The organism is Microbacterium aurantiacum, assembly GCF_040532595.1.
Classification (GTDB): domain Bacteria; phylum Actinomycetota; class Actinomycetes; order Actinomycetales; family Microbacteriaceae; genus Microbacterium; species Microbacterium chocolatum_B.
The window spans coordinates 538,128-564,696 of record NZ_JBEVYX010000001.1 but is presented as its reverse complement, the minus strand read 5'-3'; the positions used below and the strand labels follow the sequence as shown (position 1 = coordinate 564,696).

Here is a 26,569-nt window from a genome sequence, read left to right as displayed (position 1 = left end):
TCATCATGTCCTCAGCCCTCCGCCGCGCGCAACGCGGCGTACAGCTCGGCGCGCACGGGGAAGGACCCGAGGTCGAGCCCGAGCACACGCTCGATGTGCGCGAGCCGGGTGCGGACGGTGTGCCGGTGGACTCCGAGGGCCCGGGCGCAGGCCTCGTGCGAGCAGTCCGCCTCGAGCCACGCCCGGAGGGTCGCCCGCAGCGCGGTCCCCTGATCGCGGTCGTAGTCGACGAGGGGGCGCAGCTGTGCGTCCGCGAGGGCGCGGGCGTCCGCGGACAGGGCGGAGAGGACGCCCGCCCGACCGATCTCGGTGAACTCCGTGACGGATGCCGTGCCCCGGTCGCGGGCGACGCGCGCCTGATCGAGGGCGGCCGCGACGCCGTCGTAGCCCGTCGGCTCGGAGACGCCGATCCGGATCTCGAACCGCTCGGCGATCTCCTCGATCACCGCGCGCTCGCCGGCGTGGACGACGAGAACGAGCGCCCCCTCGACGCGGCCGAAGAAGAGCGTGCCGCGTCGCTCATCGCCGCGCAGCTCGAGGAGCTCGGTGATGGCATCCAGGCGCGCGCGGGCGCTCGCCGTCGCCCGCGCGCCGTCCCCCGCGAGGACCTCGGTGACGGCGACGTCGACGGGCGACGCGGGGAGCGCCCCCCACATCTCGCGTGCGATCCTGCGCGCGAGCGAGGGGTCGCCGGTGAGGAGGGACTGGATGAGGCCGGCGCGCAGCGCGCTGCGGGCCCGGCTGAGGCCCTGCTGCTGCTCGAGCGCGAGGCCTGCCATGGCGATGACGGCCGTGACGACACCGCGGCCCTCCTGATCGAGATCGCCCGCCGCGATCGCGATCACCCCGCGGAGATGTCCGCCTCGCCCGAGGGTCTGCAGCGAGAACGGTCCCTCGCCGATGCGCAGCGCCGAGCCCGCGCGCGCCCCGCGGCGGAGCACCCCGCCCACCTCGTCGCGCAGGGACGCGGCCGTCACGGCGTCCAGCGCGCCGACCGGGTGCTCCCGGACCAGCTCGCCGGCGGCGTCGAACATGCCCACCCACGTGTCGAGCTGTCGGGCGAGCTCTGCGACGGTCGCTCCGAGCCCATCGGGGCGGAGGGCGGCCAGGGCGATGGCCCGCTGCGCGGCGAGGGCCCAGCTGCGGCGGGCGTAGGCCTGCGCGGCGATGGCCTCGGCGTTGGCCCGTGCCACGGCGATGAACGGCGTCCGGTACGGCACCTCGAACAGCGGCATGCCCGCTGTCGTGCACGCCTCCTCGAGAGCGGGAGGGATGCCGTCGCGGACGACCTCCGTGCCGAACCCCAGGCCGACGACGCCGCGCGCGGACAGCCGCTGGACGTAGTCCCGGTAGGGCGCGCGTTCGTCACCCGCGCCGTCGAACTGGGTGCCGGTGGTCAGCAGCACGAGCCCCTCGGAGAGGAACGGGGTCGGGTCGTCCAGATCGGAGCTGTGAACCCACCGGACCGGCCGGTCGAGGGCGTCACCGCGCGTGTCGCCGGCCAGGCGCAGCTGGAGGTCCGGTCGACTCAGCAGCGCCCGCAGGGTCGGGGCGTCGGCATCCGTGGTCATGGCCCTCCGTCGATCGCACGGCTGTACGGGGCGTACAGCAGGTAGGGAAAAATGTACATCCGGTCAGGTGTGCGCCGTGCACCCACCCCCGTACGCTCGCCGACATGACCGCGATCGACACCGTTGCCGCCCCGGTGGGCGGGCCCTCTCTGCCCCAGGAACGCCGCCTCGTCACCGAGATCCCGGGTCCCCGCTCCCAGGAGCTCCTCGCGCGCAAGGCCGCCGCCGTGGCGTCCGGGGTCGGACACACCGCGCCGATCGAAGCGGTCGCGGCCGGCGGAGGTGTCGTCGTCGACGCCGACGGCAACTCCCTCATCGACCTCGGGTCCGGGATCGCCGTCACCACGGTCGGCAACGCCCACCCCCGCGTCGTCGAGGCCGTCACCGCGCAGGTCGCGCAGTTCACGCACACGTGCTTCATGGTCTCGCCGTACGAGTCGTACGTCTCCGTCGCCGAGGCCCTCAACCGCGTCACCCCGGGCGACCACGAGAAGAAGTCGGCGCTGTTCAACTCGGGCGCCGAGGCCGTGGAGAACGCGATCAAGATCGCGCGCAAGTTCACCAAGAAGCACGCCGTCGTCGCCTTCGACCACGGCTACCACGGGCGCACGAACCTCACGATGGCCCTGACGGCGAAGTCGATGCCGTACAAGAGCGGCTTCGGCCCGTTCGCCTCCGAGATCTACCGTGCGCCGATGTCGTACCCGTTCCGCGACGGCAACCTCAGCGGTGCGGATGCCGCACGCAAGGCCATCTCGGTCATCGAGAAGCAGGTCGGCGCCGAGAACCTCGCCGCGATCATCATCGAGCCCATCCAGGGCGAGGGCGGGTTCATCGTCCCGGCCGACGGATTCCTCGAGCACCTCCTCCGCTGGTGCCGCAGCAACGACGTCGTCTTCATCGCCGACGAGATCCAGACCGGCTTCGGTCGGACCGGCGCGATGTTCGCGTCCGAGCTGTTCGGCATCGTCCCCGACCTCATCACCACCGCCAAGGGCATCGCGGCGGGACTCCCGCTCGCGGCCGTCACGGGGCGCGCGGAGATCATGGACGCCGCGCACACCGGCGGGCTCGGCGGCACCTACGGCGGGAACCCGATCGCCTGCGCCGCGGCGCTCGCGGCGATCGAGGTGTTCGAGAGCGAAGACCTGCCCGCCCGCGCGCGGGAGATCGAGACCGTGCTCACCGGGCGCCTGCGCGAGCTGCAGGCCTCCGACCCGCGCATCGGCGACATCCGCGGGCGCGGCGCCATGGTCGCGGTCGAGTTCGTCGTGCCCGAAACCGGCGATCCCGACGGCACCCTCACCTCGGCGATCGCCAAGGCCTGCATCGCGCAGGGCGTGATCGTGCTCACCTGCGGCACCTACGGGAACGTGATCCGTTTCCTCCCGCCGCTGAGCATCCCCGACGACCTGCTCCACGAGGGCCTGGACGTCATCGCCGCCGCCCTCGCGGCGCACTGATCGGCCCTTTTCCCACCCACTGCCCCCGCATCGTCGCGAGAGCGTTCCGTCTCCGCACGATCGACCCCCCGCATCCGCGGGAGAGCTGAGGAGACGAACATGAACGAGGTGACGCGCGACGTCGTGATCGTCGGCGCCGGCGCCGCCGGTCTCACCGCCGCCCACGAACTGCGCAAAGCAGGGCTGTCGGTGGCGGTGCTCGAGGCCCGCGAGCGGGTCGGCGGGCGCCTGTGGACCGACGTCATCGAGGGCGCGATGCTCGAGATCGGCGGACAGTGGGTCTCGCCCGACCAGGAGGCGCTCAAAGAGACCATCGCCGAGCTCGGGCTGGAGACCTACTCCCGGTACCGCGAGGGCGAATCGGTCTACATCAACTCCGCCGGTGAGCGCACGCTCTTCACCGGGGAGATCTTCCCGGTGAAGCCGGAGACCGAGAAGGAGCTCGTCCGCCTCATCGACAAGCTCGACGCGATGGTCGCCGAGACCGACCCGGACCGCCCGTGGGACCGTCCGGACGCCGAGGAGCTCGACCGCATCTCGTTCGAGGCCTGGCTGGAGCAGGAGACCGACGACCAGGAGGCGCGCGACAACATCGCCCTCTTCATCGCCGGCGCCATGCTCACCAAGCCCGCCTACGCCTTCTCGGCCCTGCAGGCGCTGCTGATGGCCGCGAGCGCGGGGAGCTTCTCCCACCTCGTGGACGCCGACTACATCCTCGACGAGCGCGTCGTCGGGGGCCTCCAGCAGGTCCCCCTCCTCCTCGCCGAGCGCCTCGGCGACGACGTCTTCCTCGAGCAGCCCGTCACCGAGGTCAAGACGTCCGGCGACGGCGTCACGATCGTCACCGACAACGGCATGGTCGTCCGCGCGCGCTACGTCATCCTCGCCCACGCGCCGATCCTGTACCCCTGGATCGAGTTCGACCCGCCGCTGCCCCGCCTGAAGCAGCAGCTGCACCAGCACATCTCGATGGGCTTCGTCATCAAGGTGCACGCCGTCTACGACCGCCCGTTCTGGCGGGACAAGGGCCTGTCGGGCACCGCGTTCAGCCCCTACGAGCTCTCGCACGAGGCCTACGACAACACCAACCACGGCGACGAGCGCGGCACCCTCGTCGGCTTCGTCTCCGACCGCAACGCCGACGACCTCTTCCGCGTCTCGGCCGAGGAGCGCAAGGAGCGGATCCTGGCGTCGCTGGCGAACTACTTCGGCCCGGAGGCGAAGGATCCCCTCGTGTACTACGAGAGCGACTGGGGTGCCGAGGAGTGGACCCGCGGAGCGTACGCGGCGAGCTTCGACCTCGGCGGACTCACCCGCTATGGTGCGGACCTGCGGACCCCCGTCGGTCCCATCCACTTCGCCTGCAGCGACATGGCCGGCGCCGGGTACCAGCACGTGGACGGAGCCATCCGCATGGGGCGCCTGGTCGCGCAGAACATCCTCGACGAGGCCCGCCGATGACCGGGCGGCTGCGCCTGGTCGTCGGCTACACCGCGACCAAGGCCGGGAAGGATGCCGTCGCCTTCGCATCGCGGTTCGCCGCGGCATCCGGTGCCGACGTCCACCTCGTGCAGATCCTGCCGGCGGAGGGCCGGAGCGTCATCACGCCGCCCAACGCCGCGTACGACCGCTACCTGGAGGGCCAGGCGCGCGAGTGGCTCGCCGAGGCGGCATCCGCGGTCCCGGACGGGGTGGAGCACGCCGAGCACGTCCGCTACGCCGAGTCCTTCGGCGAAGGGCTCCTGGAGACGGCCGAGGAGCTGTCGGCCACGCACATCGTCGTCGGCGCCGCCGACGGCGGACGCCGCGGCCGGCATCGCCTGGGCACCACGACGAACGAACTGCTGCACGTCTCCGACATCCCCGTCATCCTCGTTCCCAAGGGCGCGCGCAAGGCGCCGGCGGATGCCGGCGTCCCGCGGCTGACCGTGGCGGTCGGCACCCGCCCGGGCGCGGACGCCCTCATCGAGGAGGCCGCGTCCCTCGCCGCCGCCACCGGAGCGTCGGTGCGGCTGCTCTCGCTCGTGACGGTCGACCTCCCGGCATCCGTCGACACCGGCGTCATCCGCATCGCCGGCGCCGCGCACGCCGATCAGGTCCTCCAGACCGCGCAGGCCGCCCTCCGCGCCGAGAGCGCCAGCGAGGTCGTCGTGGCCCGCGGGGAGAGCATCGAGGACGCCGTCTCGCACCTCGAATGGGAACCCGGCGAGATCGTCCTGGTCGGCTCGAGCCGACTCGCGCAGCCCAAGCGCCTGTTCCTCGGCTCGACCGCGGCGAAGATGCTCCACGAACTCCCCGTCCCCATGATGGTCGTGCCCCGCACGCGCAAGGAAGAGGGTCAGAAGTGAGCGCACCCGAGAAGCCGCTGGCGGGCGAGGCCGCCCCGACCGGCGGACTGTCGAGCAAGGGGCTCGGTGCCGGCACCGTCGGCCTCATCGGCGCCGTCATCATCGGCATCTCCTGCATCGCGCCGGCGTACACCCTGACCGCGGCGCTCGGCCCCACGGTCTCGGCGGTCGGCGTGCAGGTGCCGGGCATCATCCTGCTCGGGTTCATCCCGATGCTCCTGGTCGCCTTCGGCTATCGCGAACTCAACCGCGCCATGCCGGATGCCGGCACGTCGTTCACCTGGGGCGCCCGCGCCTTCGGCCCGTGGGTCGGCTGGATGGCCGGCTGGGGGCTGATCGCCGCGACCATCCTCGTGCTCTCGAACCTCGCGGGCATCGCGGTGGAGTTCCTCTTCCTCTTGATCGCGCAGATCACCGGACAGCCCGGGATCGCCGATCTCGCGTTCAACCCGTTCATCAACGTCGCCGTCTGTCTGCTGTTCGTCCTGGGGGCGACGCTGGTGTCGTACCGCGACATGCAGACCACCCAGAAGCTGCAGTACTTCCTGGTCGGCTTCCAGGTGCTGGTGCTCCTGGTCTTCGCGATCGCGGCCATCGTCGAAATGCTCACCGGCAACGCCTTCGACGCCACACCCTTCGACTTCTCCTGGTTCAACCCGTTCGCCGTCGGCGACTTCTCAGCGATCGTGGCGGGTCTGTCGCTGTCGATCTTCATCTTCTGGGGATGGGACGTCACCCTCACGATGAACGAGGAGACGAAGGACCCCGAGAAGACGCCCGGCCGGGCGGCGACCCTGACGGTCCTCATCATCGTCTCGCTGTACCTGCTCCTCGCCGTCTCGCTCATCATGTTCGCCGGCGTCGGCACGGGGGAGTACGGGCTCGGGAACGAGGACATCCAGAGCAACGTCTTCTTCGCGCTGTCGGGTCAGGTGCTCGGGCCGCTGGCCTTTTTGGTGTCGCTGGCGGTGCTCACCTCCTCGGCGTCGTCGCTGCAGTCCACGTTCGTCTCGCCCGCCCGCACGCTCCTGTCGATGGGGCACTACGGCGCCCTCCCGGCATCCTTCGCCCGGGTGAGCCCCCGCTTCTTCACCCCGGGCTACGCCACGATCGTCTCGGCGATCGTCGCCTCCGGGTTCTACGCGGTGATGCGCTTCATCAGCGAGAACGTGCTGTGGGACACCATCACCGCGCTGGGCATGATGATCTGCTTCTACTACGGCATCACCGCGTTCGCGTGCGTGTGGTACTTCCGCAAGCAGTGGTTCGACTCGGTCCGCGGGATCTTCTTCACTCTGCTGTTCCCGCTCGTGGGCGGCGTGATCCTGCTGGTGCTGTTCGTGCAGACCCTCGTGGACTCGATGGACCCCGACTACGGCAGCGGCTCGAACATCGGCGGGGTGGGCCTGGTGTTCATCCTCGGCGTCACCGTGATCCTGCTCGGCGTGGTCATCATGATCTGGCAGGCCATCAAGCGCCCGGCGTTCTTCCGCGGCGAGACCCTGACGATGGACGCCCCCGAGAGCCTGCGCCGCACGCGCCGGTGACGGCAGACTGTACCGAAACGATCGGAGAGAACAACATGAGTGACTACGCCGTCGTCAACCCCGCCACGGGCGAGACCCTGGCCACCTATCCGACCATCAGCGACGCCGACCTCGAGGCGGCGATCGCCGCCGCGGACAGCGCCTACCGTCGGTGGCGCGAGGTTCCGGTGGCGGAGCGCGCCGCCGGCATCCGCCGCGTCGCCGAGCTCCATCGCGAGCGCCGCGACGAGCTCGCCGCGATCATCGTCCGGGAGATGGGCAAGCCGCTCGCCGCGGCGGAGGGCGAGGTCGACTTCGCCGCCGACATCACCGAGTACTACGCCGACCAGGCCGAGAAGATCACCGGCGACCAGCCGCTGGACATCGAGGGCGAGGGTCCCGCGTTCATCCGCCGGTCGCCGCTCGGCGTGCTCCTCGGGATCATGCCGTGGAACTTCCCCTACTACCAGGTGGCCCGGTTCGCCGCCCCCAACATCGTGGTGGGCAACACGATCCTCCTCAAGCACGCGCCGCAGTGCCCGGAGTCCTCCGCCGCGATCCAGAAGATCTACGAGGATGCGGGCCTGGAGGGCGTGTACATCAACCTCTACGCCACCAACGACCAGGCCGCGACCGTCATCGCCGACCGCCGCGTCCAGGGCGTCTCGGTCACCGGATCGGAGCGTGCGGGATCGGCGGTGGCGGAGCTGGCCGGACGGCACCTGAAGAAGGTCGCGCTCGAGCTCGGCGGATCCGACCCGTTCATCCTGCTCTCCACCGACGACCTCGACGCCACCGTCCAGGCCGCGGTCGACGCGCGCCTGGACAACAACGGCCAGTCCTGCAACGCCGCCAAGCGCTTCATCGTCATCGACGAGCTGTACGAGGCGTTCCTGGAGAAGTTCACCGCGGCGATGTCCGGTGCCCGGGTCGGCGACCCCTTCGCCGAGGACACGGTGCTCGGGCCCCTGTCGTCGCTGGCCGCGGCCGAGCGCCTCGCCGAGCAGGTCGACCGCGCCGTGGCCCAGGGGGCGCGCCTGGTCACCGGCGGCACCCGCACCGACGCCTTCTACCCGGGAACGGTCCTCACCGACGTCACCCCCGAGATGGACGTCTACCGCGAGGAGCTCTTCGGTCCGGTGGGCGTGGTCTACCGCGTGTCCTCCGAGGAGGAGGCGGTGCAGATCGCCAACGACACCAGCTACGGCCTCGGCTCCTACGTCTTCACCACGGATGCCGCGCAGGCCGCGCGGATCGCCGACCGGATCGACGCGGGCATGGTCTACATCAACCTCGTCCTCGCCGACGAGCCGGCGCTGCCCTTCGGCGGCGTAAAGCGCTCCGGCACCTCGCGGGAGATGGGGCTCCTCGCGGCCGACGAGTTCGTCAACAAGAAGCTCATCCGCGCGGCGAGCTGACCGACCGGCCCGGCTCGCGGCATCCGTCGAGCCGGGCCGAAGGTCCCTGGCGCGATCCCACCGCAGCCGGGACCATGGGGTCATGGAAGGCGTCTATGACCCCGTGACCGTCCTCGACGACGAGGCGTGCTGGGAGCGGCTGCGCGCGGCCGAGCTCGGACGGCTCGTCACGCGTGTGGGGGAGGTGCTGGACATCTTCCCCGTGAACTACGTCGTGGACGGGGAGAGCATCCTCTTCCGCACGGCGCAGGGGTCGAAGCTGTTCGAGCTGACGGTCAACGACGAGGTCCTGTTCGAAGTGGACCATCACACCGAGGAGCACGCGTGGAGCGTCGTCGTGCGCGGCCACGCGCAGGCGCTCGACGACAGCGCGTCCGTCGAGCGCGCGGACGGCCTGGGACTCCGGCCCTGGATCCCGACGCTGAAGTACACCTACGTCCGCGTCATGCCGCGGGTCGTGACCGGGCGCGCCTTCGACCGGGGCCCCGAACCCGACCGGTACGGCATCCAGCAGTACTAGCCGCGGACCCTCCCGCGCCCCGCCGCCCCGGTTCGGAGGTCGCGGAGGCATGCCGTACACTGGTGCGTGCAGTAGAAGTCTGCAATCTTCGCCGTGCCCGCCGTGGATCCGTCCGCGGTCGCGGAGAAGACGCCGACTTCACCCGAGGCCTCCGGGTCTCTAGGGCGGTAGCTCAATTGGCAGAGCAGCGGTCTCCAAAACCGCAGGTTGCAGGTTCGATTCCTGTCCGCCCTGCGCGTCAGCGGAAGCTGACACACGGAAGGTAATCAGGTGGCATCGATGGTTCAGGACGACCCGAACGGCGAGCTCGTCCCCGCGGGCGGCAGCACTTCCCAGGGGAAGAAGCTGAACGTGTTCGCGCGGATCGCGCTGTTCATCCGTCAGGTCTTCGCCGAGCTCCGCAAGGTGGTCACGCCCACCCGCAAGGAGCTGGTGAAGTACACCGGGGTCGTTCTTGGCTTCGTCGTGGTCATGATGGCCATCGTCTACGGCCTGGACGTGCTGTTCGTGGCGATCACGCAGTACGTGTTCGGGATCCCCGGCGGCGCCTGAGCCCACGCACACGCCCGCGATCTCGCGGGCCTCGACGCGAGGGGCGGCGACGCCCGCGCGGACGGATGGAGATGGAACGCACGTGACGGAACGATATGTCGACGACGCCGACTGGGCGACCGCGGCCGAGCAGTCCTCCGAGGATGACGAGGCCCAGGAGGGCAACCAGCTCGCGGCCGAAGAGCTCGCGGTGACCCCCGCCGAGCACGTCGCCATCCACGTCGTGGAGGACCAGCCCGAAGAGGATCTGTCCGACCTCGACGACATCGAGATCGCCGACCCGGAGGCCGACGCCATCGTGAACGACGCCCTGCACATCGACGAGGCCGCCGAGGCCGAGGCCGCGGCCGAGGTCCTCAACGACTCCATCGCGGAGGAGGCCGAGGAGTACGCGGCCGAGCACGCCGACGACGTGACCCCATACGACGGGCCCGACGTGAACGGCGACGATGAGGGCGGGGCATCCGACGAGGACGAGGCCTCCGACGAGGACGAGGACCCCTACGAGGCGTTCCGCACCGAGCTGCGGATGCTCCCGGGCAAGTGGTACGTCATCCACTCCTACGCCGGCTTCGAGCGCAAGGTGAAGGCCAACATCGAGCAGCGGAAGTCCACCCTCGAGGTCGAGGAGGACATCTACCAGATCGAGGTCCCCATGGAGGACGTCGTCGAGATCAAGAACGGGCAGCGCAAGATGGTCACGCGCGTCCGGATCCCCGGCTACGTGCTCGTGCGCATGGAGCTGAACGAGGACACCTGGTCGGTCGTGCGCCACACGCCGGGCGTGACCGGGTTCGTCGGCAACGCCCACAACCCGACCCCGCTGCGCTTCGAAGAGGCCTTCACCATGCTGAAGTCGCTCGTCGAGGTCAAGGACGTCGCTCCCGCCAAGGGCGCCGCGACCAAGCCGGGTCAGCAGGCCGCGTCCCGCGTCCTTCCCGCCGAGGTCGACTTCGAGGTCGGCGAGACCATCACCATCAAGGAGGGCTCGTTCGCGGGTCTTCCCGGCACGATCAGCGAGATCAAGCCCGAGAGCGGCAAGCTCACGGTCCTCGTCTCCCTCTTCGAGCGCGAGACCCCCGTCGAGCTCTCGTTCGACCAGGTCACCAAGCTGTGACGCGTCGCGGATCAATGCTGCGAAGCGGCGTTGATCCGCGATCGGGTCAAGGTTGAGTAGCGGCGCGGCCGCGTATCGAAACCCGATTCCTCTTCATTTCGCGAAAGCGCCTCGTCGCCGACGGGGCGCTTTCGCTTGTGTGCGGCATCCGCTCGTGCCTGTTGACGGACATGCGCACGATGACGGATGCCGCGCCCGCGAGGTGTCCGTCATCGTGCACATGTCCGTGTTCTCGCTAGGGCCGATCCTCCTCCCCAGGCGCGGATGCGCCGTGGGCTGTCCCCAGGACGGGGGCGACGCGGTTGGGGGACGCCCTCGTACGCGAGGCTCACGGGTATGGACGAGGTGACGGACGCCGTGGCCGAGGCCGGCGGCGTGATGCGTGTGTCCGCCCTCCGGGCACGCGGGTGGTCGCGCCGGACGATCGAGGGCCGAGTCGCCGCGCGGGTGCTGGTGCGTCCGCGGGACGGGTGGGTCGCGCTCCCGGGTGCGGACCCGCTGCTCGTGGCTGCGGCGCGCGCCGGAGTCGTGCTCTCGTGTGTCACGCAGGCCGAGCGGCTCGGGCTCTGGGTGCAGGGTGACGGCTGCGTCCATGTGGCGGCGCCGCCGAAGAGGCACATCGGCGAGGTGAGCGACGGGACCCGGGTGCACTGGGCGCGCCCGCTCGTGCCCCGCCATCCGGACGTCCTGGTCGATCCCGTCGAGAACGTCCTGGCGGTCATCGCCCGCTGTCGCCCGCACGAGCAGGCGCTCGCCGTGTGGGAGTCGGCCCTCCGGCAGGGGCTCGTGGTGCGGGAGTCCCTCCGGCTCCTGCCGCTGGCACCGTACGCCCGCGCGCTGCTGGAGGAGTGCTCGCTCCTGTCCGATTCGGGCCTCGAGACCGTCATCCCCGTGCGTCTGCGGTTCCTCCGCCTGCCGATCCGTCAGCAGGTGTGGCTCGCGGGTCACGCCGCCGACTTCCTCATCGGCGATCGCCTCGTCCTGCAGGTCGACGGCGGCCACCACGTCGGTGCGCAGCGGCGGAGCGACATCGCGCACGACGCGCGGCTGAAGCTCCTGGGGTACCACGTCATCCGCATCGACTTCGTGCAGATCATGACCCGTTGGACCGAGGTGCACGACGTGATCGTGCGCGCGGTGGCGCAGGGACTCCACCGCGCCGCATGACGGACACGCGCACGATCACGGACCACCTCGGGCCCCGGCGTCCGTCATCGTGCGCATGTCCGTCATCCTGCGCGGGGAGGGCGGGTTCGGGCGAGGGCGCCGGATGCGGTATTCTTGGGTGGTTTGCGCCTTGCGCGCGACGCACCGCGCTCGGGAACGGCCCGAGAGGCGGGAGAACCGGATGCCGCGGCACCCGGTTCGAGGAAAGGACAAGGATATGGCACCCAAGAAGAAGGTGACCGGCCTGATCAAGCTCCAGATCAAGGCCGGCGCTGCCAACCCGGCGCCGCCGATCGGCCCCGCGCTCGGTCAGCACGGCGTCAACATCATGGAGTTCTGCAAGGCGTACAACGCCGCGACCGAGTCGCAGCGCGGCAACGTCATCCCCGTGGAGATCACGGTCTACGAGGACCGCAGCTTCACGTTCATCCTGAAGACGCCCCCGGCCGCCGAGCTGATCAAGAAGGCCGCCGGCCTCCAGAAGGGCTCTTCCACGCCGCACACCGTCAAGGTCGGCAAGCTCACGAAGGACCAGGTCCGCGAGATCGCCGAGGCCAAGCAGCCCGACCTGAACGCGAACGACATCGACGCTGCCTCGAAGATCATCGCCGGCACCGCCCGCTCCATGGGCATCACGGTCGAGGACTGAGGGGGATAGGAAACATGGCTACTAAGTCCAAGGCCTTCCAGGCCGCTGCCGCCAAGATCGAGGCGGACAAGTTCTACACCCCGACCGAGGCCGTCGCCCTCGCGAAGGAGACCGGTTCGGCGAAGTTCGACTCCACCGTCGAGGTCGCCCTCAAGCTCTCGGTCGACCCCCGCAAGGCGGACCAGATGGTGCGCGGCACCGTCATCCTGCCCCACGGCACCGGTAAGACCGCCCGCGTCATCGTCTTCGCCACCGGCCCCGCGGCCGAGGCCGCCATCGCGGCCGGTGCGGACGAGGTCGGCGGCGCCGAGCTCATCGAGAAGGTGGCCGGCGGATACACCGCGTTCGACGCCGCCGTCTCGACCCCGGAGCTCATGGGCCAGGTCGGTCGTCTGGGTAAGGTGCTCGGCCCCCGCGGCCTCATGCCCAACCCCAAGACCGGCACCGTGACCCCGAACCCGGCCAAGGCCGTCGAGGAGATCAAGGGCGGAAAGATCGAGTTCCGCGTCGACAAGCACGCCAACGTGCACTTCGTCGTGGGCAAGGCGTCCTTCTCCGCCGAGCAGCTGGACGAGAACCTCTCGGCCGCGCTCGAGGAGATCGTGCGTCTGAAGCCGTCGAGCTCGAAGGGCCGCTACATCCAGAAGGGTGCGGTGTCGACCACGTTCGGCCCCGGCATCCCGCTGGACGTCAACGCCATCTGACCTCGCGTCCGCGTCACGAGGGCCTCACGCCGCACGGGTGGGGCCCTCGTCGTTTCGCGGGCGGCTTCGCCCTCCGCCCGCGCGCGCGTCACGCGGGCGGCGTGGCGCGCGTCACGCGAGCGGCAGGACCAGGCTGACCGCCAGAGCGATCATGACGAGCCCGATGGCGACGTCGAGGATCCGCCAGGCCCGCGGTGTTCCGAGCCACCTCCCGAGGTACCGCGCGCCGAAGCCCAGCGCGAAGAACCACACGATGCTCGCGGCCATCGCGCCCGCGGCGAACGTCCAGCGCGCGTCCCCGTGGGTGGCCGCGACCGAGCCCAGCAGGAACACGGTGTCGAGGTACACGTGGGGGTTCAGCCACGTCAGGGCGAGGCAGGTGGCGAGCACCGGCGCCAGGCGCGCGCGCGTGGCGACGCCGACGGGGACGGATGCCGTCCCCCCACGGTCGTCCCGAGCGTCCTCCTCGACGCGCAGCACCGCGGCCGGGCGCCACGCTCGTCGGAGCGCGAGGATCCCGTAGAACGTGAGGAACGCCGCCCCTGCCCACCGGATCACATCGATCAGTCCCGGGAGAGCGGTCAGCGCGAGACCCGCGCCGGACACGCCGAGGGCGATGAGCGCCGCATCCGACACGGCGCACACGGTCGCCACCGCGAGGACGTGTTCGCGGCGGAGCCCCTGTCGCAGCACGAACAGGTTCTGGGCCCCGATGGCGACGATGAGGGAGAGACCGAGACCGAAGCCGGCGAGCAGGACGGGAAGCACCCCCTCACGCTAAGCGGGTCGTCTGCATAAGCCCAGTTCAGGAAACTTCATCTGCGTAAGCTCAGCTTATGCGTATCCCCTTCGACCTGGCCGAGACCGTGGCGTTCGTCGTGGAGGAGGGGACCTTCGACGCCGCCGCCGCGCGACTGCACATCACACCGTCCGCCGTCAGCCAGCGCGTCCGTACCCTCGAGGACCTCGTGGGGCAGGTGCTCCTCGTCCGGTCCAAGCCCACGCGGGCGACCGCCGCGGGCGAGGCGATCGTCCGCCTCGCCCGACAGGCCGTGCAGCTGGAGAGCGACGCGCGCGCGGCGCTCGGCATCGGCGTCGAGGAGACGGCATCCGTCGCCCTCGCCGTCAACGCCGATTCGCTCGCGACGTGGTTCCTCCCTCCCCTCGCGCGACTGAGCGCACGACACGGCGTGGTGTTCGAGGTCCACCGGGACGACCAGGACTTCACGGCGGGTCTGCTCGAGACCGGCGCGGTCCTGGGTGCGGTGACCTCGCAGCGCCGCCCCGTCGCCGGGTGCCGTGTCACGGCGCTCGGGTCCATGCGCTACCGAGCCGTGGCGGCACCGTCGTTCTTGGCGCGGTGGATGCCGGAGGGGCCCGACGCCGCCGCCCTCGAGCGCGCGCCGGCCGTCGACTTCGACCGGCGCGACGAGCTGCAGCGCATGTGGCTGCGCTCTCGCGATGTCGCCGTGGAGCCCCCGCGCCACCTCGTGCCGGCGTCGCACGACTTCGCCACGGCCGTCCTGCTCGGGCTGGGGTGGGCTCTGCTCCCCACCTTCCAGGCGGACGATGCCCTCACCCGGGGCGACCTCGTCGCACTCGGGGGTGAGGATGTCGAGGTGCCGCTGTACTGGCAGCAGTGGAATCTGCGGTCGCCGCTGCTGGATGCGGTGGCGGAGGAGATCATCGGCGAGGCTCGGCGGGCGCTGGACCCGCCGTCGTCGGATGCGCTCAGTCGTCGCTGACGCGCAGGACCACCTTCCCGCGCGTATGGCCCTCTTCGATGAGGGTGTGCGCGCGTGCGGCGTCGTCGAGGTCGACGACCTGATCGATGTAGACCTGGATCGAACCGGAGTCGAGCAGGCGTCCGATCGTCGCCAGCGCGCCCCCGTCGGGGATGACCTTGTAGGAGGTCGAGCGCACCCCGGCGGATGCCGCGGCCTCGGTGAACCCGGGCCACGATCCGGTCGGTACGAGCACGTAGAGACCACCCGGTCGGAGCACGGCCAGCGAGCGCGTCCCCGTGTCGTCGTGGACGTTGCCGACGAGGTCGATGACGACGTCCACGTCGGCGACCACCTCGTCGAACCGCATCGTGGTGTAGTCGATGACGGTGGAGGCGCCGAGCTCGCGCAGCCACACGGCGTTGCGCCCCGAGGTGGTGGCCGTGACGTGGGCACCGAAGTACGCCGCCAGCTGCACGGCGAAGTGGCCGACCCCGCCGCTGCCGGCGTGGATAAGGATCCGCTGCCCCTCGTGCGCGTGCGCGGTCTCGACCACCAGGCCCCACGCGGTGAGGGCGGCCAGGGGCACGCCCGCGGCTTCGACGTGGGAGAGGGAGGCGGGCTTGCGGGCGACCGAGAGGGTGGGGGCGACGACGTACTCGGCGTAGGAGCCGCCGGTGCGGGGGAACGACGCCATCCCGTAGACCGGAGTGCCCGGCGGGAAGGCGTGCGCCTCGTAGGGTGCGCGCACGACGATGCCGCTGAAGTCGAAGCCCAGGACGCTGGGGAAGTCGGTGATCGCACCCGACACCCCCGCGCCCCGCCGCGTCTTGGCGTCGATGGGATTCACTCCGGCTGCGACGACACGGACGAGGACTTCGCTGAGGACGGCGTCCGGAGTGGGGACCTCGGTCGTCCGCAGGGTCGAGGGTTCTCCCGCGGCCGACATGACCGCGGCGCGCATCGTCGGCGGCACCTCGGCGGACGGCTCGGACGAAGGGGCGGGGTGTGCGATCGGGGTGGAGCCTGAGCGCAGCGGCCGGAATCTCATCGGTCGCTCCTTCCGGTGCCTGTCGTCGTCGGCAGCACGCGTGTCGATGGGTGTGTGGAGACCCCAGTCAAGCGCCCGATTGTCTCGCCCGTGTTACGTCGGTGCTACCGCGTGGAGAAGGGTCGTCGCCGGGCGTGCGACCGGTCGTCAGCGCGTGCAGCAGTCGCGCGAGCGAGCGGATGTCGTCCACCGACCATTCCGCGAGCGCGTCGACGAGGAGACCCTCCTGCGGGGCACGCGCGGCCGACAGCCGATCGAGCCCTTCGGGGGTGGGGGAGAGCAGGTGCGAGCGGCCGTCGTTCGGATCCGGCGTGCGCTGGATCAGCGAGAGCGACTCGAGCTCGCGCACGGTGCGGCTGATCTGCCCCTTGTCGGCCATCAGGGTCTCGGCCAGGGCCGACAGCGTCAGGGGGCCGCGCCGCACGATCGTGGTGAACACCTTGTACGGTCCCGGAAGGAGGCCGGGGGAGACCCGATCGGCGTTCTCGGCGATGATGCGGCGGAACCGTCCGATCAGCTCCCCGAACTCCGCCTCCAGCGCCCGGACGGCGTCGGCCCGATCGGCGGCGGTGTCGTGGTCGCTCATCGCGTTCGACCCTACTCGGCGCCGCGTCCGACCGCGCGCGGTGCCGCGGGGACGACCGCCGTGTCGACGCTGACGGTGGCGAGGTCCGCCTCGAGCGCGTGCGCGCGTTCGCGGGTCGTCATGCGGTTCAGCGGCACGTTCGGGAGGAACGCGATGGCGAGGATGGCGAGGACGGCGACGGGGACCGCCAGCAGGAACGAGTGCGAGATCGCCTGGGCGTAGACGTCCTCGATGATCACGCGGACGCCCTCGGGAAGCGCCGACACCTGGGGCACCGTGCCGGACTGCAGCTGCGCCGCGACCTCCGCGCCGCGCGCGCCGAGTCCCTCGATGGCGCCGGCGAGGTCAGCGCGGCGATCGGCGAGAAGCCCGGAGGCGGAACTCGCGAGCGCCGCGCCCATCACCGAGACGCCGACGGTTCCGCCGAGGCTCCGGAAGAAGGTGACGCCGGAGCTGGCGACCCCCATGCGCCGCGGGTCGGCGGTGTTCTGGACGATGAGGACGAGGTTCTGCATCGTCATCCCCACTCCCGCGCCGAGCAGCACCATGTAGAGCGACACCAGGGCGAAGTTCGTGTCGTACTCGATGGTGGACAGGGCGAAGGTCCCGGCCGTGAGGAGGAGCGCGCCGGCCACCAGGTACGGCTTCCACCGCCCGAACCGGCTGATGAGCGCGCCGACCACGACCGAGGCGACCAGGAGCCCGGCGATCATGGGGATGGTCATGAGGCCGGCCTCGGTGGGTGTGGCTCCCCGCGCCATCTGCATGTACTGGCTGAGGAACACCGACGTGCCGAACATCGCGATGCCGGTCGAGATCGAGGCGACGGTCGCGAGCGCGAACGTGCGATCGCGGAACAGGTCCAGCGGGACCAGGGGCTCGCTCGCCCGCAGCTCGACGATGACGAAGAGGATGCCGGCCACGACCGCCCCGCCCGCCATGAGCAGGGTCTCGATGCCCCACCAGTCGAAGGTGGTGCCGGCGCCGGTGATCCAGACGAGGAGGAGCGACACGGCCGTGGACAGCAGGACGATGCCGAGGTAGTCGATGCGGACGCGTCGGGCGGGCTGCGCGGGGAGATGGAGGGTGCGCTGCTGGATCACGAGAGCGGCGAGCGCGAAGGGGAGGGCGACGAAGAAGTTCCACCGCCACCCGAGCGTGTCGGTGATGAGGCCGCCGAGGAGCGGCCCGCCGACGGTGGCGACGGCCATGACGGCGCCGAACAGGCCCATGTAGCGGCCGCGCTCGCGCGGGCTGATGATGTCGGCCATGATGACCTGGCTGAGGGCGGCGAGCCCGCCCGCGCCGATCCCCTGCACGGCGCGGAAGGCGATCAGCATTTCGGGGGTCTGGGAGAACCCCGCGGCGGCGGTCGCCAGGACGAAGATCACGATGGCGATCTGGATGAGGAGCTTCCGGGGGAAGAGGTCGGCGAGCTTCCCCCAGATCGGGGTGGAGATCGCCGTGGTCAGCAGCGTGGCGGTGACCACCCAGGTGAAGGCGGACTGATCCCCGTCCAGATCGTGGAGGATCACCGGGAGCGAGGTCGATACCACGGTCGAGGCGAGCATCGACACGAACATGCCGAGCAGCAGCCCCGAGAGGGGACGCAGGACGGAGGGGGTGGGGTGGGTGGTGACGGTGGCCATGGGCATCCTTTGTTGATCTGAGTCAACTGTTGATTGAAGTCAACGATAAGGAAGTGCTTGACGTGTGTCAACTATTCCCTGTCCGTCCGCCCGCTGCGGGCGGGGGAGGGGGATCAGTCCGCGAGGGCGAGGGCGCGGTAGGGCTCGCGTGCAACGCGGCGACGCTCCGCCGCCGCCTGGGTCGCCGCCACCGCGCTCCGGCCGTGCGTCGTGCGGTGATAGAGCTCGTCGATGAGGGCGGTGGCCAGCCGCACGAGCCCGGCGATCTCCGCGTCGTCGCGATCCACCCACGCGCAGCGGGGTTCGTCGTCGATCGGCACGAAGCCGTCGTGCTGCTCCCAGGCGACGAGGGTCCGCTCGGCCCCGAGCACATGCTGCTGCCACCACACCTGCCGGAGGTAGGTCCGCGGAATGGAGCGCCAGGACTTGTTGGTCGTCTTGATCTCGGCGAGGACGACGCGTCCCCGGGCGTCGAGACCGACGCCGTCCGGGGTGGCGAGGTGCCGCTTCTCCACCACCGCGTGGAACAGCGCGGAAGAGGGCTGGATGCCGTGCGTCGCCGCCACCCACGCGGCGATCTCGGGCTCGCGCGCCCGCCCGTGCGCGGTGTAGGCGTTGCCCGAGAAGCCGGAGCCGAGGAGCTTGGCGTCCGCGGCGCGGGCGATCGAGCGCTCGGAGGTGAGGGAGGCGACATCCGTCGCGGTGATCCCGCGCGAACGCGCACGGACCCAGGCGACCCGATCGCGGGAGTCCGCGACGATGCGGGCGGCGAGTTCCGGAGTCACCGTTCGAGGCTAACCCGGGCCGACCGCGGGCACCGCCCGCGACACCCGGTCCGCCCGGGTGCGCCGCTCACTCGGGCGCGTCGCGCGCGAGGGGCGCGGCGGCGCCGCGCACGGAGACGGCGGCTCGCTCGCCGGGGATCAGGGCGGCATCGGGCCCGACGCGGACCGTCAGATCCGTCCCGGCATCCAGGCGGAGGTCCACGAGCGCATCGTGGCCGAAGTACCGGATGCGGGTCACCTCGCCCGCGCCGGCATGGTCGGTCGCCGCGTGCAGGCGGATCTGCTCGGGGCGGAGGACGATCGACACCGCGCCCCGGGCGGGTGCGGACAGCGCGACCTCTCCGAGTCCGCACGTCGCGCGGTCGCCGTGCGCCTGGGCGGGGAGGATCAGGGCCTCGCCGAGGAAACGCGCGGTCCAGGCATCCGCCGGCGCCGTGTAGACCGTCCGCGGGCTACCGACCTGCACGATGCGACCTGCCCGCAGGACGGCGACGCGGTCGCCGAGCGAGAGGGCCTCTTCCTGGTCGTGGGTGATCAGGGCGACTCCCACGCCGCGATCGCGCAGGATCTGGGCGACGTCGTCGCGGACCTGCTGCCGAAGCCCGGCGTCGAGAGCGCTGAAGGGCTCGTCCATGAGTACCAGGCGTGGCTCGTGCGCAAGCGCGCGGGCCACGGCGACCCGCTGCCGCTGCCCGCCCGAGAGCTCGTGGGGGCGGCGTCGGGTGAGGTCTCCGAGGCCGACGACGTCCGCGAGATCGCGGACGCGCGCGTCGCGATGCGCGCTGCGCAGTCGGAGACCACGGATGCCGTACCCGATGTTCGCCGCGACGTCGAGGTGCGGGAAGAGCGCCCCCTCCTGGGGGACGAGACCGATCCCGCGAGCCTCCGGGGGGAGGCGCGTGACATCCTCGCCGTCGATGACGATGCGCCCCGAGCGGAGAGGGTGAAGGCCCGCGATCACGCGCAGGAGCGTGGATTTGCCGCTGCCGGACGGCCCCAGGACGCTCACGCGTTCGCCGGCGCCGATCTCGAGGTCGACGTCGTGGAGGACGTCGTGGTCCGCGTACGCCGCGCGGGCCCGCTCGACTCGGGTGGTCACGGATCCATTCTCCCGGATAGGACCGTCGCTCCGGCCGTGGTGCGCCGGCGCTCGAGGCCGCGGGCGAGGAAGAGCGCGGGGGCGATGCCGGCGACGATGAGGAGCACCCCGATGGGGGCGGCGGCGCCGTAGGCCCCGAGCGAGGTCTTGCTCCACAGTTCGGTGGCGAGCGTCTCGAAGCCGATGGGGCGGAGCATGAGGGTGGCGGGGAGCTCCTTGGCGACCGCGGTGGCCACGAGTACCCAGCCGGCGAGGATGCCGGGGAGCGCACCGGGCAGGGTGACCCGCAGCCACGTGCGCACAGGTCCCCGGCCGAGCGTGCGGGATGTCTCCTCGAGCTCCTCCGGGACCTGGGCGATCGCCGCACGGGACGCGCCGATCGACTTCGGGAGGAACAGGATGCCGTACGCGACGAGGAGCACCAGGATGCTCTGGTACGCGCCGGGGAAGAACTGCAGGGACAGGGTCACCAGCGCCAGGGCGACGACCACGCCGGGCAGGGCGTGACCGAGGTAGGACACCGATTCCAGGCCGGTCGCGAGGGCGCCCCGGTACCGGGCGGCGAGGATGCTGACCGGCAGGGCGACGGCGACCGCCACCGTCGCGGCGAGGGCGGAGACGCCCACGGTCGTCCCCAGCGCTTCGGCGAGGTCGACGGGGGCGGACGCGTAGCGGTCGCTCCGCAGCATCCGCAGTCCCAGGGCGACGACCGGGAAGAGGACTCCCGCCGCGGAGACGGCCGCGATCGCCGCCGCGGTCGCGGCGGTCCCTGCGCGTCCGAGCTCCGCCGCGGGACGGGCGGACGCCGTGCTCCGGGTGCGCGCCTCGCGGGGGCGGAGGAGGCGTTCGCCGGCCACGCAGAGGACGGCCACGGCGGCGAGGAGCAGGGCCGTGGTGGCGGCCAGGGTGCGGTCGAATCCGCTGCTGAACTGCGCGTACACGCCCGTCGTGAGCGTCTCGTACCGCAGGATCGCCGGAGCACCGAAGTCCGACAGCGCATAGAGGGCCACGAGGAGCGCCCCCGCCCCTGCCGCGGGGAGGACGTGGGGGAGCACCACCGTCGTGTACACCCGCACGCGCCCGCGCCCGAGGGTGCGCGCGACATCCACCAGACCGTCGTCGAGCGTGGACAGCGCGGCCATCGCCGGGAGCGTCACGTACGGGACGGTGCAGAGGGTGAGGACGATCACGAGCGGCCAGAAGCCGTCCACCGTCGGCCACGTGGCGGTCCACGCGAAGGCGCCGACGTAGCTCGGCACCGCGAGCGGGAGGCACAGCGCGATCCACCACAGCCGGCGACCGGGCAGCCGCACCCGGACGGCGGCCGTCGCGAGGCCGATCCCGAGAGCCAGGGTGAGGACGCTCACCGTTGCGGTCAGGGCAAGGGTGTTCGCGAGGAGGTCCGCGGTCCGTGGACGCAGCAGCGCGGATGCCGCGGCCTCCGCGCCGCCGGCGGACACCCGTGTCAGGAGCTGGATCAGGGGTGCGGCCGCCGCCGCGGCGACCAGGGCGGCCGCGAGCACCAGCAGCGCGGGAGCGCGCCGCGAGGGCGCGCTCCCGCGCTCGGCGGAGCGCCGCGGGGGCGAGAGCGTGGTGGTCAGAGCAGTCCCGCCGCGGTGATCATGGCCACGGTCTCCTCGAGCGAGGAGAGATCGGACAGGTCGATGTCGGGTCCGCCGAGCTCGTCGCGGGCGGGGACGCCCTCGGGGCCTGCGAGGTCGCCCACGAGCGGGTACTCGAAGGTCTCCTCGAGGAAGTACGTCTGCGCCTCCTCGGAGACGAGGAACTCCACGAACTCGGCCGCTTCCGTCGAATCGGCGGCGCCGGTGAGGATGCCGGCTCCCGTGACGTTGACGAGGGCGGAGATCGAGCCGGGGTCGCCGAACTTCAGTTGCGCGCGCAGGGTCGTGGGGTCCTGCTCGGAGCGCGCCCAGTAGTAGTGGTTGATGAGTCCGAGGTCCACCGCGCCGGCGTTGACCGCCTCGAGCAGCTCACCGTTCCGCGCGTACACGGGGGAGTCGTTCGCGACGAGACCCTCGAGCCACGCCTGTGCGGCCTCCTCGCCCTCGCTCACGCGGAGGGCCGTGACGAACGCCTGGAAGGAGGCGTTGCTCGGAACGATCCCGACCTTCCCCGCCCATTCCGGTTCCGTCAGCTCGAGGACGTCTCCCGGCACCTGGTCGGCGGTGTACTTCTCGCTGTCGTAGGCGATGACGCGCGCACGGCCGGTCAGGCCCACCCACGAGTCGTCCTTGGAGGTGTACTCGGCGGGGACGAGGTCGGTCACCTCGTCCGGGAGGGTGGTGAACATCCCGGCCTCGGCCACGGCGCCGAGCGCCCCGGCATCCTGCGACAGGAAGACCTGCGCGGGCGTGCGGTCACCCTCTTCGAGCAGCTGTGCGGCGAGCTCGGTGGTGCCGGCGTAACGGACTTCGACGTCGATCCCGGACCGGTCCTCGAACATCTCGATGAGCGGGTCGACGAGCTCGGCGTCGCGGCCCGAGTAGACGGTCAGCGTGCGGGGGCCGTCGGCGGCGTCGTCGGTCGCCTCGGCCGGGGCATCCGTCCCGGCGCAGGCGGTCAGGGCGAGTGCGGCGACGCCGAGCAGAGCGACAGGGAGCAGGGGGGAACGGCGAGAGGGCATGGAGCATCGTCCTTCGTGAGGGGCGGGGGCTGACGCCGGGGGCGCCATAGTTAGGTTAGCCTAACCATCGGTCGGTGATGCCGGATTTGGCGGAGTCCCCGTGCTGTCGTAGGCTGTGTGCAACCGAAGACCGCCGGTCATCGTCGTGCGTGAAAGCGTCAGGCGATCGAAGCTCTGGAAACAGGGGCCCGCGCAGGTGTCACGAACCGGACTTCCGTCCCCAGCTCCGTGCGCTTGCGCCGGAGCTTTTCTGTTTTCCCGGGTTGGGAGACACCGGATGCCGTCGGCCGGCGCTTCGCCATCGCGAAGTGTCTCGCATACACAAGGAGTGGCCATGGCGCAGAAGGAAGCATCGGTCGCCGAGCTCACGAAGAACTTCGAGGACTCGACCGCCGTTCTGCTGACCGAGTACCGCGGCTTGACGGTTGCCGAGCTCAAGGAGCTTCGCAACACCATCCGTCAGGACGCGGAATACGCCGTGGTGAAGAACACGCTGACCAAGATCGCCGCGAACAACGCGGGGATCACGTCGCTGGACGACGACCTCAAGGGTCCGTCGGCCGTGGCGTTCGTGCACGGTGACCCGGTCGCCGTCGCGAAGGGTCTGCGCGCCTTCGCCAAGGCACACCCTCTTCTGGTCATCAAGGGCGGTTTCTTCGACGGAAACCCCCTGACCGCGGAAGAGGTCAACAAGCTCGCCGATCTCGAGACCCGTGAAGTCCTGCTGGCGAAGCTCGCCGGTGCGATGAAGGCCTCGCTGACCAAGGCGGCCTACGTCTTCAACGCACTGCCGTCGAAGGCCGTTCGCACGGTCGACGCGCTGCGTGAGAAGCAGGAGTCCGCGGCCTGAGACAGGCCCGGCTGACAAACCCACCCAACAAGGAGAATCATCATGGCAAAGCTCAGCACTGAGGAGCTGCTCGACGCGTTCAAGGAGCTCACGCTCATCGAGCTCAGCGAGTTCGTCAAGGCGTTCGAGGAGACCTTCGACGTCACCGCCGCCGCCCCGGTCGCGGTCGCCGCTGCCGGCGCCCCCGCCGGTGGAGCCGGTGACGCCGCCGCCGAGGAGGAGAAGGACTCGTTCGACGTCGTCCTCGAGGCCGCCGGCGACAAGAAGATCCAGGTCATCAAGGTCGTCCGCGAGCTCACCTCGCTCGGCCTCGGCGAGGCCAAGGCCGTCGTCGACGGTGCCCCCAAGGCCGTCCTCGAGGGCGCCAACAAGGAGACCGCCGAGAAGGCCAAGGCTTCGCTCGAAGAGGCCGGCGCGACCGTCACCCTCAAGTGATCCGAGGCGGATCAATGCTGCGCAGCGGCGTTGATGCGCCGAATCTTCACTGACAGAAGCCCCGGATGCTCAGGCATCCGGGGCTTCTGTCATGCCCGGGCGTCGGTGACGGCCGCGGAGCGGTCGGGGGCGAGGGGCGCGGTCGAGCTGCGCACCACCATCGTCGCGCGCTGCCGCAGGATCGAGTGCGGGCGATGCGGGTCCTGCAGGTGCGCGAGGACCAGGTCGACCGCCGCGCGCCCCTGCGCGCGCGGGTCCTGCTTCAGCGTCGTGAGGGAGAACATCTCCGCGTACTCGTGGTCGTCGATCCCGATGACCGACAGGGCGCTCGGCACCTGCACGCCGAGGCGTCGTGCGGCGATGATGGCGCCGATGGCGACCTCGTCGCACGTGGCGACGATCGCCGTCGGGCGCTCCCTGAGGTCGCCCAGGACGTTGACGGCGGCGGCGTATCCGCCGGGGAGCGTCACATCCGAATGGATGTGACGGATGGCGCCGCCAAGGCCTGCGTCCTCCATCGCCGAGGTGTACCCGCCGAGGCGCCGGCGATCGACCTGCGCCCAATGCCGATCGGGGCGCCCGCCGAGGAAGGCGATCCGCTCGTGCCCGAGGGCGAGGAGGTGCTCGGTGGCCCGCCGGGCGGCATCCTCCTCGTCGATGGCGACGAGGGTGGTCGTCTCGCCGGAGCCGACGACGCTGACCATGGGGCGCCCGATCGCGACCAGCCGCTCCAGCTCGCGATGGTCGGGCTCCAGCCCGACCGCGATGAGCCCGTCGAATCGCTTGCGCGCGAGGTAGTCGTCGAAGATCCGCGCCCGGCCCTCGCTCCCCGGATTGGCGTCGTACAGCGTGAGATCGAGTCCGTGCTCGAGGAGGGCCTCCTGGATGCCCTCGAGGACCTCGGCGAAGAACCAGCGGTTCAGGTACGGCATGATCACGCCGATGTTCTTCGTGCGCCCGGTGGCCAGGCTCACGGCGCTGGTGGAGGGCACGTAGCCGAGCTCGGCGGCGGCGCGGGCGACGCGCTCGCGGGTGTCTTCGGAGACATAGCCCGTGCTGCCGAGAGCGCGGCTGGCGGTCGATTTCGACACGCCTGCGCGCCGTGCGACTTCCGAGATACCGCTCACCGTCGAGTCCGTCCTTTCCGACGCCACCATGCGTTCGTTGGGGGACAGCATAGCGAAGGCGTCGCGAAAGTGGGAGCGGTTCCCGACGGGGGTTGGTTCGCTGATCCGCGTTATTCCGGGCCTTTATCGTTTTGTGATTGTTCGCGGTTGTGCGCGCGGCGCACTTTCGTCTACCGTGTGTGGGAACGGTTCCCGACACGGGGCCGTTGCGCAGAACGTGACTCGAGGAGGAGCATCACATGGGAATGTCACAGCACCGGCGGATCCTGGTGCCGGTCGTCGGCTTGGGGGTCGTCGGCATGGCTCTGGCCGCCTGTTCGGGCGGCGGCGGAGGCGACAACGGGGGCGGCGGCGACAGTCAGACCGTCTCCATCATGGGCGCGTTCACCGACGCTCAGGCCGCCGCTTTCCAGGCCGACCTGGACGCATGGTCGGAGACCAGCGGCATCACCGTCACCTACGACGGCAACACCGACTTCCAGACCGCCGTGGTCGCCCGTGCGACCGCCGGCAACCCGCCGGACATCGCCATCTACCCGCAGCCGGGCGTGCTGAAGAGCCAGACGAACACCCTCTACCCGCTGGAGGAGCTCGGGCTCGACGTGGAGGCGATCACCGCCGACCAGGCCAACGGCCTCGGCCAGATCGCCCAGGTCGACGGCGAGACCTACGGTCTGCCCTACTCGATCAACGTCAAGTCGCTCGTCTGGTACAACCCGGCGGCCTTCGAGGCGGCGGGGCTGGAGGTCCCCACCACCGACGAGGAGATGACGGCACTCCAGCAGCAGATCATCGACGAAGGCCTCGGCTACCCGTGGTGCGTGGGCCTGGAATCGGGTGCCGCCACCGGGTGGCCGGCCACGGACTGGCTCGAGGAGTACGTGCTCCGCTACGGCGGCCTCGACGAGTACAACGCCTGGATCGCCGGCGACGTGCTCTTCGACAGCCCGCTGGTCAACGAGGCCGGCGACAAGGTCGCGACCGAGCTGCTCGAGGAGGGCAAGATCAACGGCGGCGGACCCGCGGCGGCGACCACGTCGTTCCAGACCGCCGGCAACCAGCTGTTCGTCGAGGGCATCGACAATGGCCAGTGCTTCATGATGCGTCAGGGATCGTTCATCGCGGACTTCTTCCCCGAGGACATCAAGGCCCAGATCGCCGACGGCGACCTGTCGAACATCGACTTCTTCCAGCTGCCGTCGCCCGACGGCACCCCGACGGCGATGCTCGGCGGTGGCGACCTGGTCGGAGCCTTCACCAACAACGAGGCCACCGCCGCGGTGGTCGAGTACATCACCAGTGCCGAGTTCGGGACGAACGGATACGCCAGCCAGGCGATCTTCCTCTCGCCCCACAACGACTTCGACACGTCGTTCTACACCACGGAGTTCCAGGTCAAGGCCCAGGAGCTGCTCGCCGCATCGGAGCTGTTCGGCTTCGACGCGTCGGACCAGATGCCCGGTGAAGTCGGCTCCGGCACGGAGTGGACCGAGCTCACCAGCTGGTTCGCCGGTCAGCAGTCCATGGAGCAGGCGTTCCAGAACATCGACGCCTCCTGGCCCCGGTAATCCATCGCACCACCTC

At 70.7% G+C, this 26,569-nt stretch carries 25 protein-coding genes and 1 tRNA gene; 16 read left to right on the top strand and 10 right to left on the bottom strand.

Annotation, left to right across the window (positions count from 1 at the left end; genetic code table 11):
- Nucleotides 1–11: 11 nt before the first annotated feature.
- On the bottom strand, nt 12–1,571 hold the full coding sequence (locus tag ABXJ56_RS02840; protein WP_353998217.1) for a PucR family transcriptional regulator: 1,560 nt from the start codon (nt 1,569–1,571) through the stop codon (nt 12–14).
- Between the two features lie 104 nt (nt 1,572–1,675).
- On the opposite strand from ABXJ56_RS02840, the gene gabT reads away from it, so the two are divergent.
- From gabT to rplA, 12 genes are all read left to right on the top strand, one after another.
- A complete protein-coding gene (gene gabT, locus ABXJ56_RS02835; RefSeq protein WP_353998216.1) occupies nt 1,676–3,034 on the top strand; it encodes a 4-aminobutyrate--2-oxoglutarate transaminase in 1,359 nt (452 codons plus the stop codon).
- Between the two features lie 99 nt (nt 3,035–3,133).
- A complete protein-coding gene (locus ABXJ56_RS02830; protein WP_353998215.1) occupies nt 3,134–4,495 on the top strand; it encodes a flavin monoamine oxidase family protein in 1,362 nt (453 codons plus the stop codon).
- Nucleotides 4,492–5,382 (top strand): universal stress protein, encoded by an 891-nt coding sequence (locus ABXJ56_RS02825; RefSeq protein ID WP_353998214.1) that lies wholly within the window; start codon nt 4,492–4,494, stop codon nt 5,380–5,382. Before ABXJ56_RS02830 ends, ABXJ56_RS02825 begins: the two co-directional genes overlap by 4 nt.
- Nucleotides 5,379–6,929, top strand: coding sequence for an APC family permease (locus ABXJ56_RS02820; protein ID WP_353998213.1), 1,551 nt, complete (start codon nt 5,379–5,381; stop codon nt 6,927–6,929). The genes ABXJ56_RS02825 and ABXJ56_RS02820 overlap by 4 nt, the downstream gene beginning before the upstream one ends.
- Before the next feature lie 35 nt (nt 6,930–6,964).
- Nucleotides 6,965–8,326 (top strand): NAD-dependent succinate-semialdehyde dehydrogenase, encoded by a 1,362-nt coding sequence (locus tag ABXJ56_RS02815; protein WP_353998212.1) that lies wholly within the window; start codon nt 6,965–6,967, stop codon nt 8,324–8,326.
- Nucleotides 8,327–8,408: 82 nt separating this feature from the next.
- Entirely contained in the window at nt 8,409–8,846 is a 438-nt protein-coding gene (locus ABXJ56_RS02810; RefSeq protein ID WP_353998211.1) for a pyridoxamine 5'-phosphate oxidase family protein, read from the top strand.
- Nucleotides 8,847–9,007: 161 nt separating this feature from the next.
- Nucleotides 9,008–9,080, top strand: a tRNA-Trp gene (locus ABXJ56_RS02805).
- 45 nt (nt 9,081–9,125) lie between these two features.
- Entirely contained in the window at nt 9,126–9,398 is a 273-nt protein-coding gene (gene secE / locus ABXJ56_RS02800; protein WP_353999950.1) for a preprotein translocase subunit SecE, read from the top strand.
- A gap of 82 nt (nt 9,399–9,480) precedes the next feature.
- On the top strand, nt 9,481–10,515 hold the full coding sequence (gene nusG, locus ABXJ56_RS02795; RefSeq protein WP_353998210.1) for a transcription termination/antitermination protein NusG: 1,035 nt from the start codon (nt 9,481–9,483) through the stop codon (nt 10,513–10,515).
- Between the two features lie 336 nt (nt 10,516–10,851).
- Entirely contained in the window at nt 10,852–11,682 is an 831-nt protein-coding gene (locus ABXJ56_RS02790) for an endonuclease domain-containing protein (protein ID WP_353998209.1), read from the top strand.
- 217 nt (nt 11,683–11,899) lie between these two features.
- Nucleotides 11,900–12,331, top strand: a complete 432-nt coding sequence (gene rplK, locus ABXJ56_RS02785) for a 50S ribosomal protein L11 (RefSeq protein WP_053548103.1) — start codon at nt 11,900–11,902, stop codon at nt 12,329–12,331.
- A 14-nt stretch (nt 12,332–12,345) separates the two neighbouring features.
- Nucleotides 12,346–13,035, top strand: coding sequence for a 50S ribosomal protein L1 (rplA, locus tag ABXJ56_RS02780; protein WP_353998208.1), 690 nt, complete (start codon nt 12,346–12,348; stop codon nt 13,033–13,035).
- A gap of 111 nt (nt 13,036–13,146) precedes the next feature.
- Here rplA and ABXJ56_RS02775 read toward each other — a convergent pair whose 3' ends face one another.
- The gene (locus ABXJ56_RS02775) at nt 13,147–13,803 is read right to left on the bottom strand and encodes a LysE/ArgO family amino acid transporter (RefSeq protein ID WP_353998207.1); all 657 of its coding nucleotides are present in this window, start codon (nt 13,801–13,803) and stop codon (nt 13,147–13,149) included.
- A 68-nt stretch (nt 13,804–13,871) separates the two neighbouring features.
- Between ABXJ56_RS02775 and ABXJ56_RS02770 the strand changes: the two genes are divergently transcribed.
- Entirely contained in the window at nt 13,872–14,780 is a 909-nt protein-coding gene (locus ABXJ56_RS02770; RefSeq protein WP_353998206.1) for a LysR family transcriptional regulator ArgP, read from the top strand.
- Here ABXJ56_RS02770 and ABXJ56_RS02765 read toward each other — a convergent pair.
- The 7 genes from ABXJ56_RS02765 to ABXJ56_RS02735 form a co-directional block, all read right to left on the bottom strand.
- Nucleotides 14,767–15,810 carry an NADP-dependent oxidoreductase gene (locus ABXJ56_RS02765; protein ID WP_435404948.1) on the bottom strand — a complete coding sequence of 348 codons (1,044 nt, stop codon included), beginning with the start codon at nt 15,808–15,810 and terminating at the stop codon, nt 14,767–14,769. The two genes, ABXJ56_RS02770 and ABXJ56_RS02765, sit on opposite strands and share 14 nt — an antisense overlap.
- Nucleotides 15,811–15,877: 67 nt before the next feature.
- Entirely contained in the window at nt 15,878–16,396 is a 519-nt protein-coding gene (locus ABXJ56_RS02760) for a MarR family winged helix-turn-helix transcriptional regulator (protein ID WP_353998205.1), read from the bottom strand.
- A gap of 11 nt (nt 16,397–16,407) precedes the next feature.
- A complete protein-coding gene (locus tag ABXJ56_RS02755; protein ID WP_353998204.1) occupies nt 16,408–18,045 on the bottom strand; it encodes an MDR family MFS transporter in 1,638 nt (545 codons plus the stop codon).
- Between the two features lie 113 nt (nt 18,046–18,158).
- Nucleotides 18,159–18,830 (bottom strand): YqaJ viral recombinase family protein, encoded by a 672-nt coding sequence (locus ABXJ56_RS02750; protein ID WP_353998203.1) that lies wholly within the window; start codon nt 18,828–18,830, stop codon nt 18,159–18,161.
- A gap of 67 nt (nt 18,831–18,897) precedes the next feature.
- The gene (locus ABXJ56_RS02745; RefSeq protein ID WP_353998202.1) at nt 18,898–19,929 is read right to left on the bottom strand and encodes an ABC transporter ATP-binding protein; all 1,032 of its coding nucleotides are present in this window, start codon (nt 19,927–19,929) and stop codon (nt 18,898–18,900) included.
- A complete protein-coding gene (locus ABXJ56_RS02740; protein WP_353998201.1) occupies nt 19,926–21,452 on the bottom strand; it encodes an ABC transporter permease in 1,527 nt (508 codons plus the stop codon). Before ABXJ56_RS02740 ends, ABXJ56_RS02745 begins: the two co-directional genes overlap by 4 nt.
- A gap of 74 nt (nt 21,453–21,526) precedes the next feature.
- Nucleotides 21,527–22,573, bottom strand: coding sequence for an iron ABC transporter substrate-binding protein (locus ABXJ56_RS02735; protein ID WP_353998200.1), 1,047 nt, complete (start codon nt 22,571–22,573; stop codon nt 21,527–21,529).
- Nucleotides 22,574–22,907: 334 nt separating this feature from the next.
- On the opposite strand from ABXJ56_RS02735, the gene rplJ reads away from it, so the two are divergent.
- Together rplJ and rplL are read left to right on the top strand one after the other, a co-directional pair.
- Nucleotides 22,908–23,423, top strand: a complete 516-nt coding sequence (gene rplJ / locus ABXJ56_RS02730) for a 50S ribosomal protein L10 (protein WP_353998199.1) — start codon at nt 22,908–22,910, stop codon at nt 23,421–23,423.
- 42 nt (nt 23,424–23,465) lie between these two features.
- Nucleotides 23,466–23,858, top strand: coding sequence for a 50S ribosomal protein L7/L12 (rplL, locus tag ABXJ56_RS02725; RefSeq protein ID WP_053548092.1), 393 nt, complete (start codon nt 23,466–23,468; stop codon nt 23,856–23,858).
- A gap of 89 nt (nt 23,859–23,947) precedes the next feature.
- On the opposite strand, the gene ABXJ56_RS02720 is transcribed toward rplL, so the two are convergent.
- The gene (locus ABXJ56_RS02720; RefSeq protein WP_435404947.1) at nt 23,948–24,985 is read right to left on the bottom strand and encodes a LacI family DNA-binding transcriptional regulator; all 1,038 of its coding nucleotides are present in this window, start codon (nt 24,983–24,985) and stop codon (nt 23,948–23,950) included.
- 239 nt (nt 24,986–25,224) lie between these two features.
- On the opposite strand from ABXJ56_RS02720, the gene ABXJ56_RS02715 reads away from it, so the two are divergent.
- Nucleotides 25,225–26,553 (top strand): ABC transporter substrate-binding protein, encoded by a 1,329-nt coding sequence (locus tag ABXJ56_RS02715; protein ID WP_353998198.1) that lies wholly within the window; start codon nt 25,225–25,227, stop codon nt 26,551–26,553.
- Nucleotides 26,554–26,569: the final 16 nt, after the last annotated feature.

Excerpts from the sequence above, each read along its gene's own strand:
- ABXJ56_RS02840 (WP_353998217.1), bottom strand. The coding sequence starts at position 1,571 with ATGACCACGGATGCCGACGCCCCGACCCTGCGGGCGCTGCTGAGTCGA.
- gabT (WP_353998216.1), top strand. The coding sequence starts at position 1,676 with ATGACCGCGATCGACACCGTTGCCGCCCCGGTGGGCGGGCCCTCTCTG.
- ABXJ56_RS02830 (WP_353998215.1), top strand. The coding sequence starts at position 3,134 with ATGAACGAGGTGACGCGCGACGTCGTGATCGTCGGCGCCGGCGCCGCC.
- ABXJ56_RS02825 (WP_353998214.1), top strand. The coding sequence starts at position 4,492 with ATGACCGGGCGGCTGCGCCTGGTCGTCGGCTACACCGCGACCAAGGCC.
- ABXJ56_RS02815 (WP_353998212.1), top strand. The coding sequence starts at position 6,965 with ATGAGTGACTACGCCGTCGTCAACCCCGCCACGGGCGAGACCCTGGCC.
- ABXJ56_RS02810 (WP_353998211.1), top strand. The coding sequence starts at position 8,409 with ATGGAAGGCGTCTATGACCCCGTGACCGTCCTCGACGACGAGGCGTGC.
- secE (WP_353999950.1), top strand. The coding sequence starts at position 9,126 with ATGGTTCAGGACGACCCGAACGGCGAGCTCGTCCCCGCGGGCGGCAGC.
- ABXJ56_RS02790 (WP_353998209.1), top strand. The coding sequence starts at position 10,852 with ATGGACGAGGTGACGGACGCCGTGGCCGAGGCCGGCGGCGTGATGCGT.
- rplK (WP_053548103.1), top strand. The coding sequence starts at position 11,900 with ATGGCACCCAAGAAGAAGGTGACCGGCCTGATCAAGCTCCAGATCAAG.
- rplA (WP_353998208.1), top strand. The coding sequence starts at position 12,346 with ATGGCTACTAAGTCCAAGGCCTTCCAGGCCGCTGCCGCCAAGATCGAG.
- ABXJ56_RS02770 (WP_353998206.1), top strand. The coding sequence starts at position 13,872 with ATGCGTATCCCCTTCGACCTGGCCGAGACCGTGGCGTTCGTCGTGGAG.
- ABXJ56_RS02765 (WP_435404948.1), bottom strand. The coding sequence starts at position 15,810 with ATGAGATTCCGGCCGCTGCGCTCAGGCTCCACCCCGATCGCACACCCC.
- ABXJ56_RS02760 (WP_353998205.1), bottom strand. The coding sequence starts at position 16,396 with ATGAGCGACCACGACACCGCCGCCGATCGGGCCGACGCCGTCCGGGCG.
- ABXJ56_RS02755 (WP_353998204.1), bottom strand. The coding sequence starts at position 18,045 with ATGGCCACCGTCACCACCCACCCCACCCCCTCCGTCCTGCGTCCCCTC.
- ABXJ56_RS02735 (WP_353998200.1), bottom strand. The coding sequence starts at position 22,573 with ATGCCCTCTCGCCGTTCCCCCCTGCTCCCTGTCGCTCTGCTCGGCGTC.
- rplJ (WP_353998199.1), top strand. The coding sequence starts at position 22,908 with ATGGCGCAGAAGGAAGCATCGGTCGCCGAGCTCACGAAGAACTTCGAG.
- rplL (WP_053548092.1), top strand. The coding sequence starts at position 23,466 with ATGGCAAAGCTCAGCACTGAGGAGCTGCTCGACGCGTTCAAGGAGCTC.
- ABXJ56_RS02715 (WP_353998198.1), top strand. The coding sequence starts at position 25,225 with ATGGGAATGTCACAGCACCGGCGGATCCTGGTGCCGGTCGTCGGCTTG.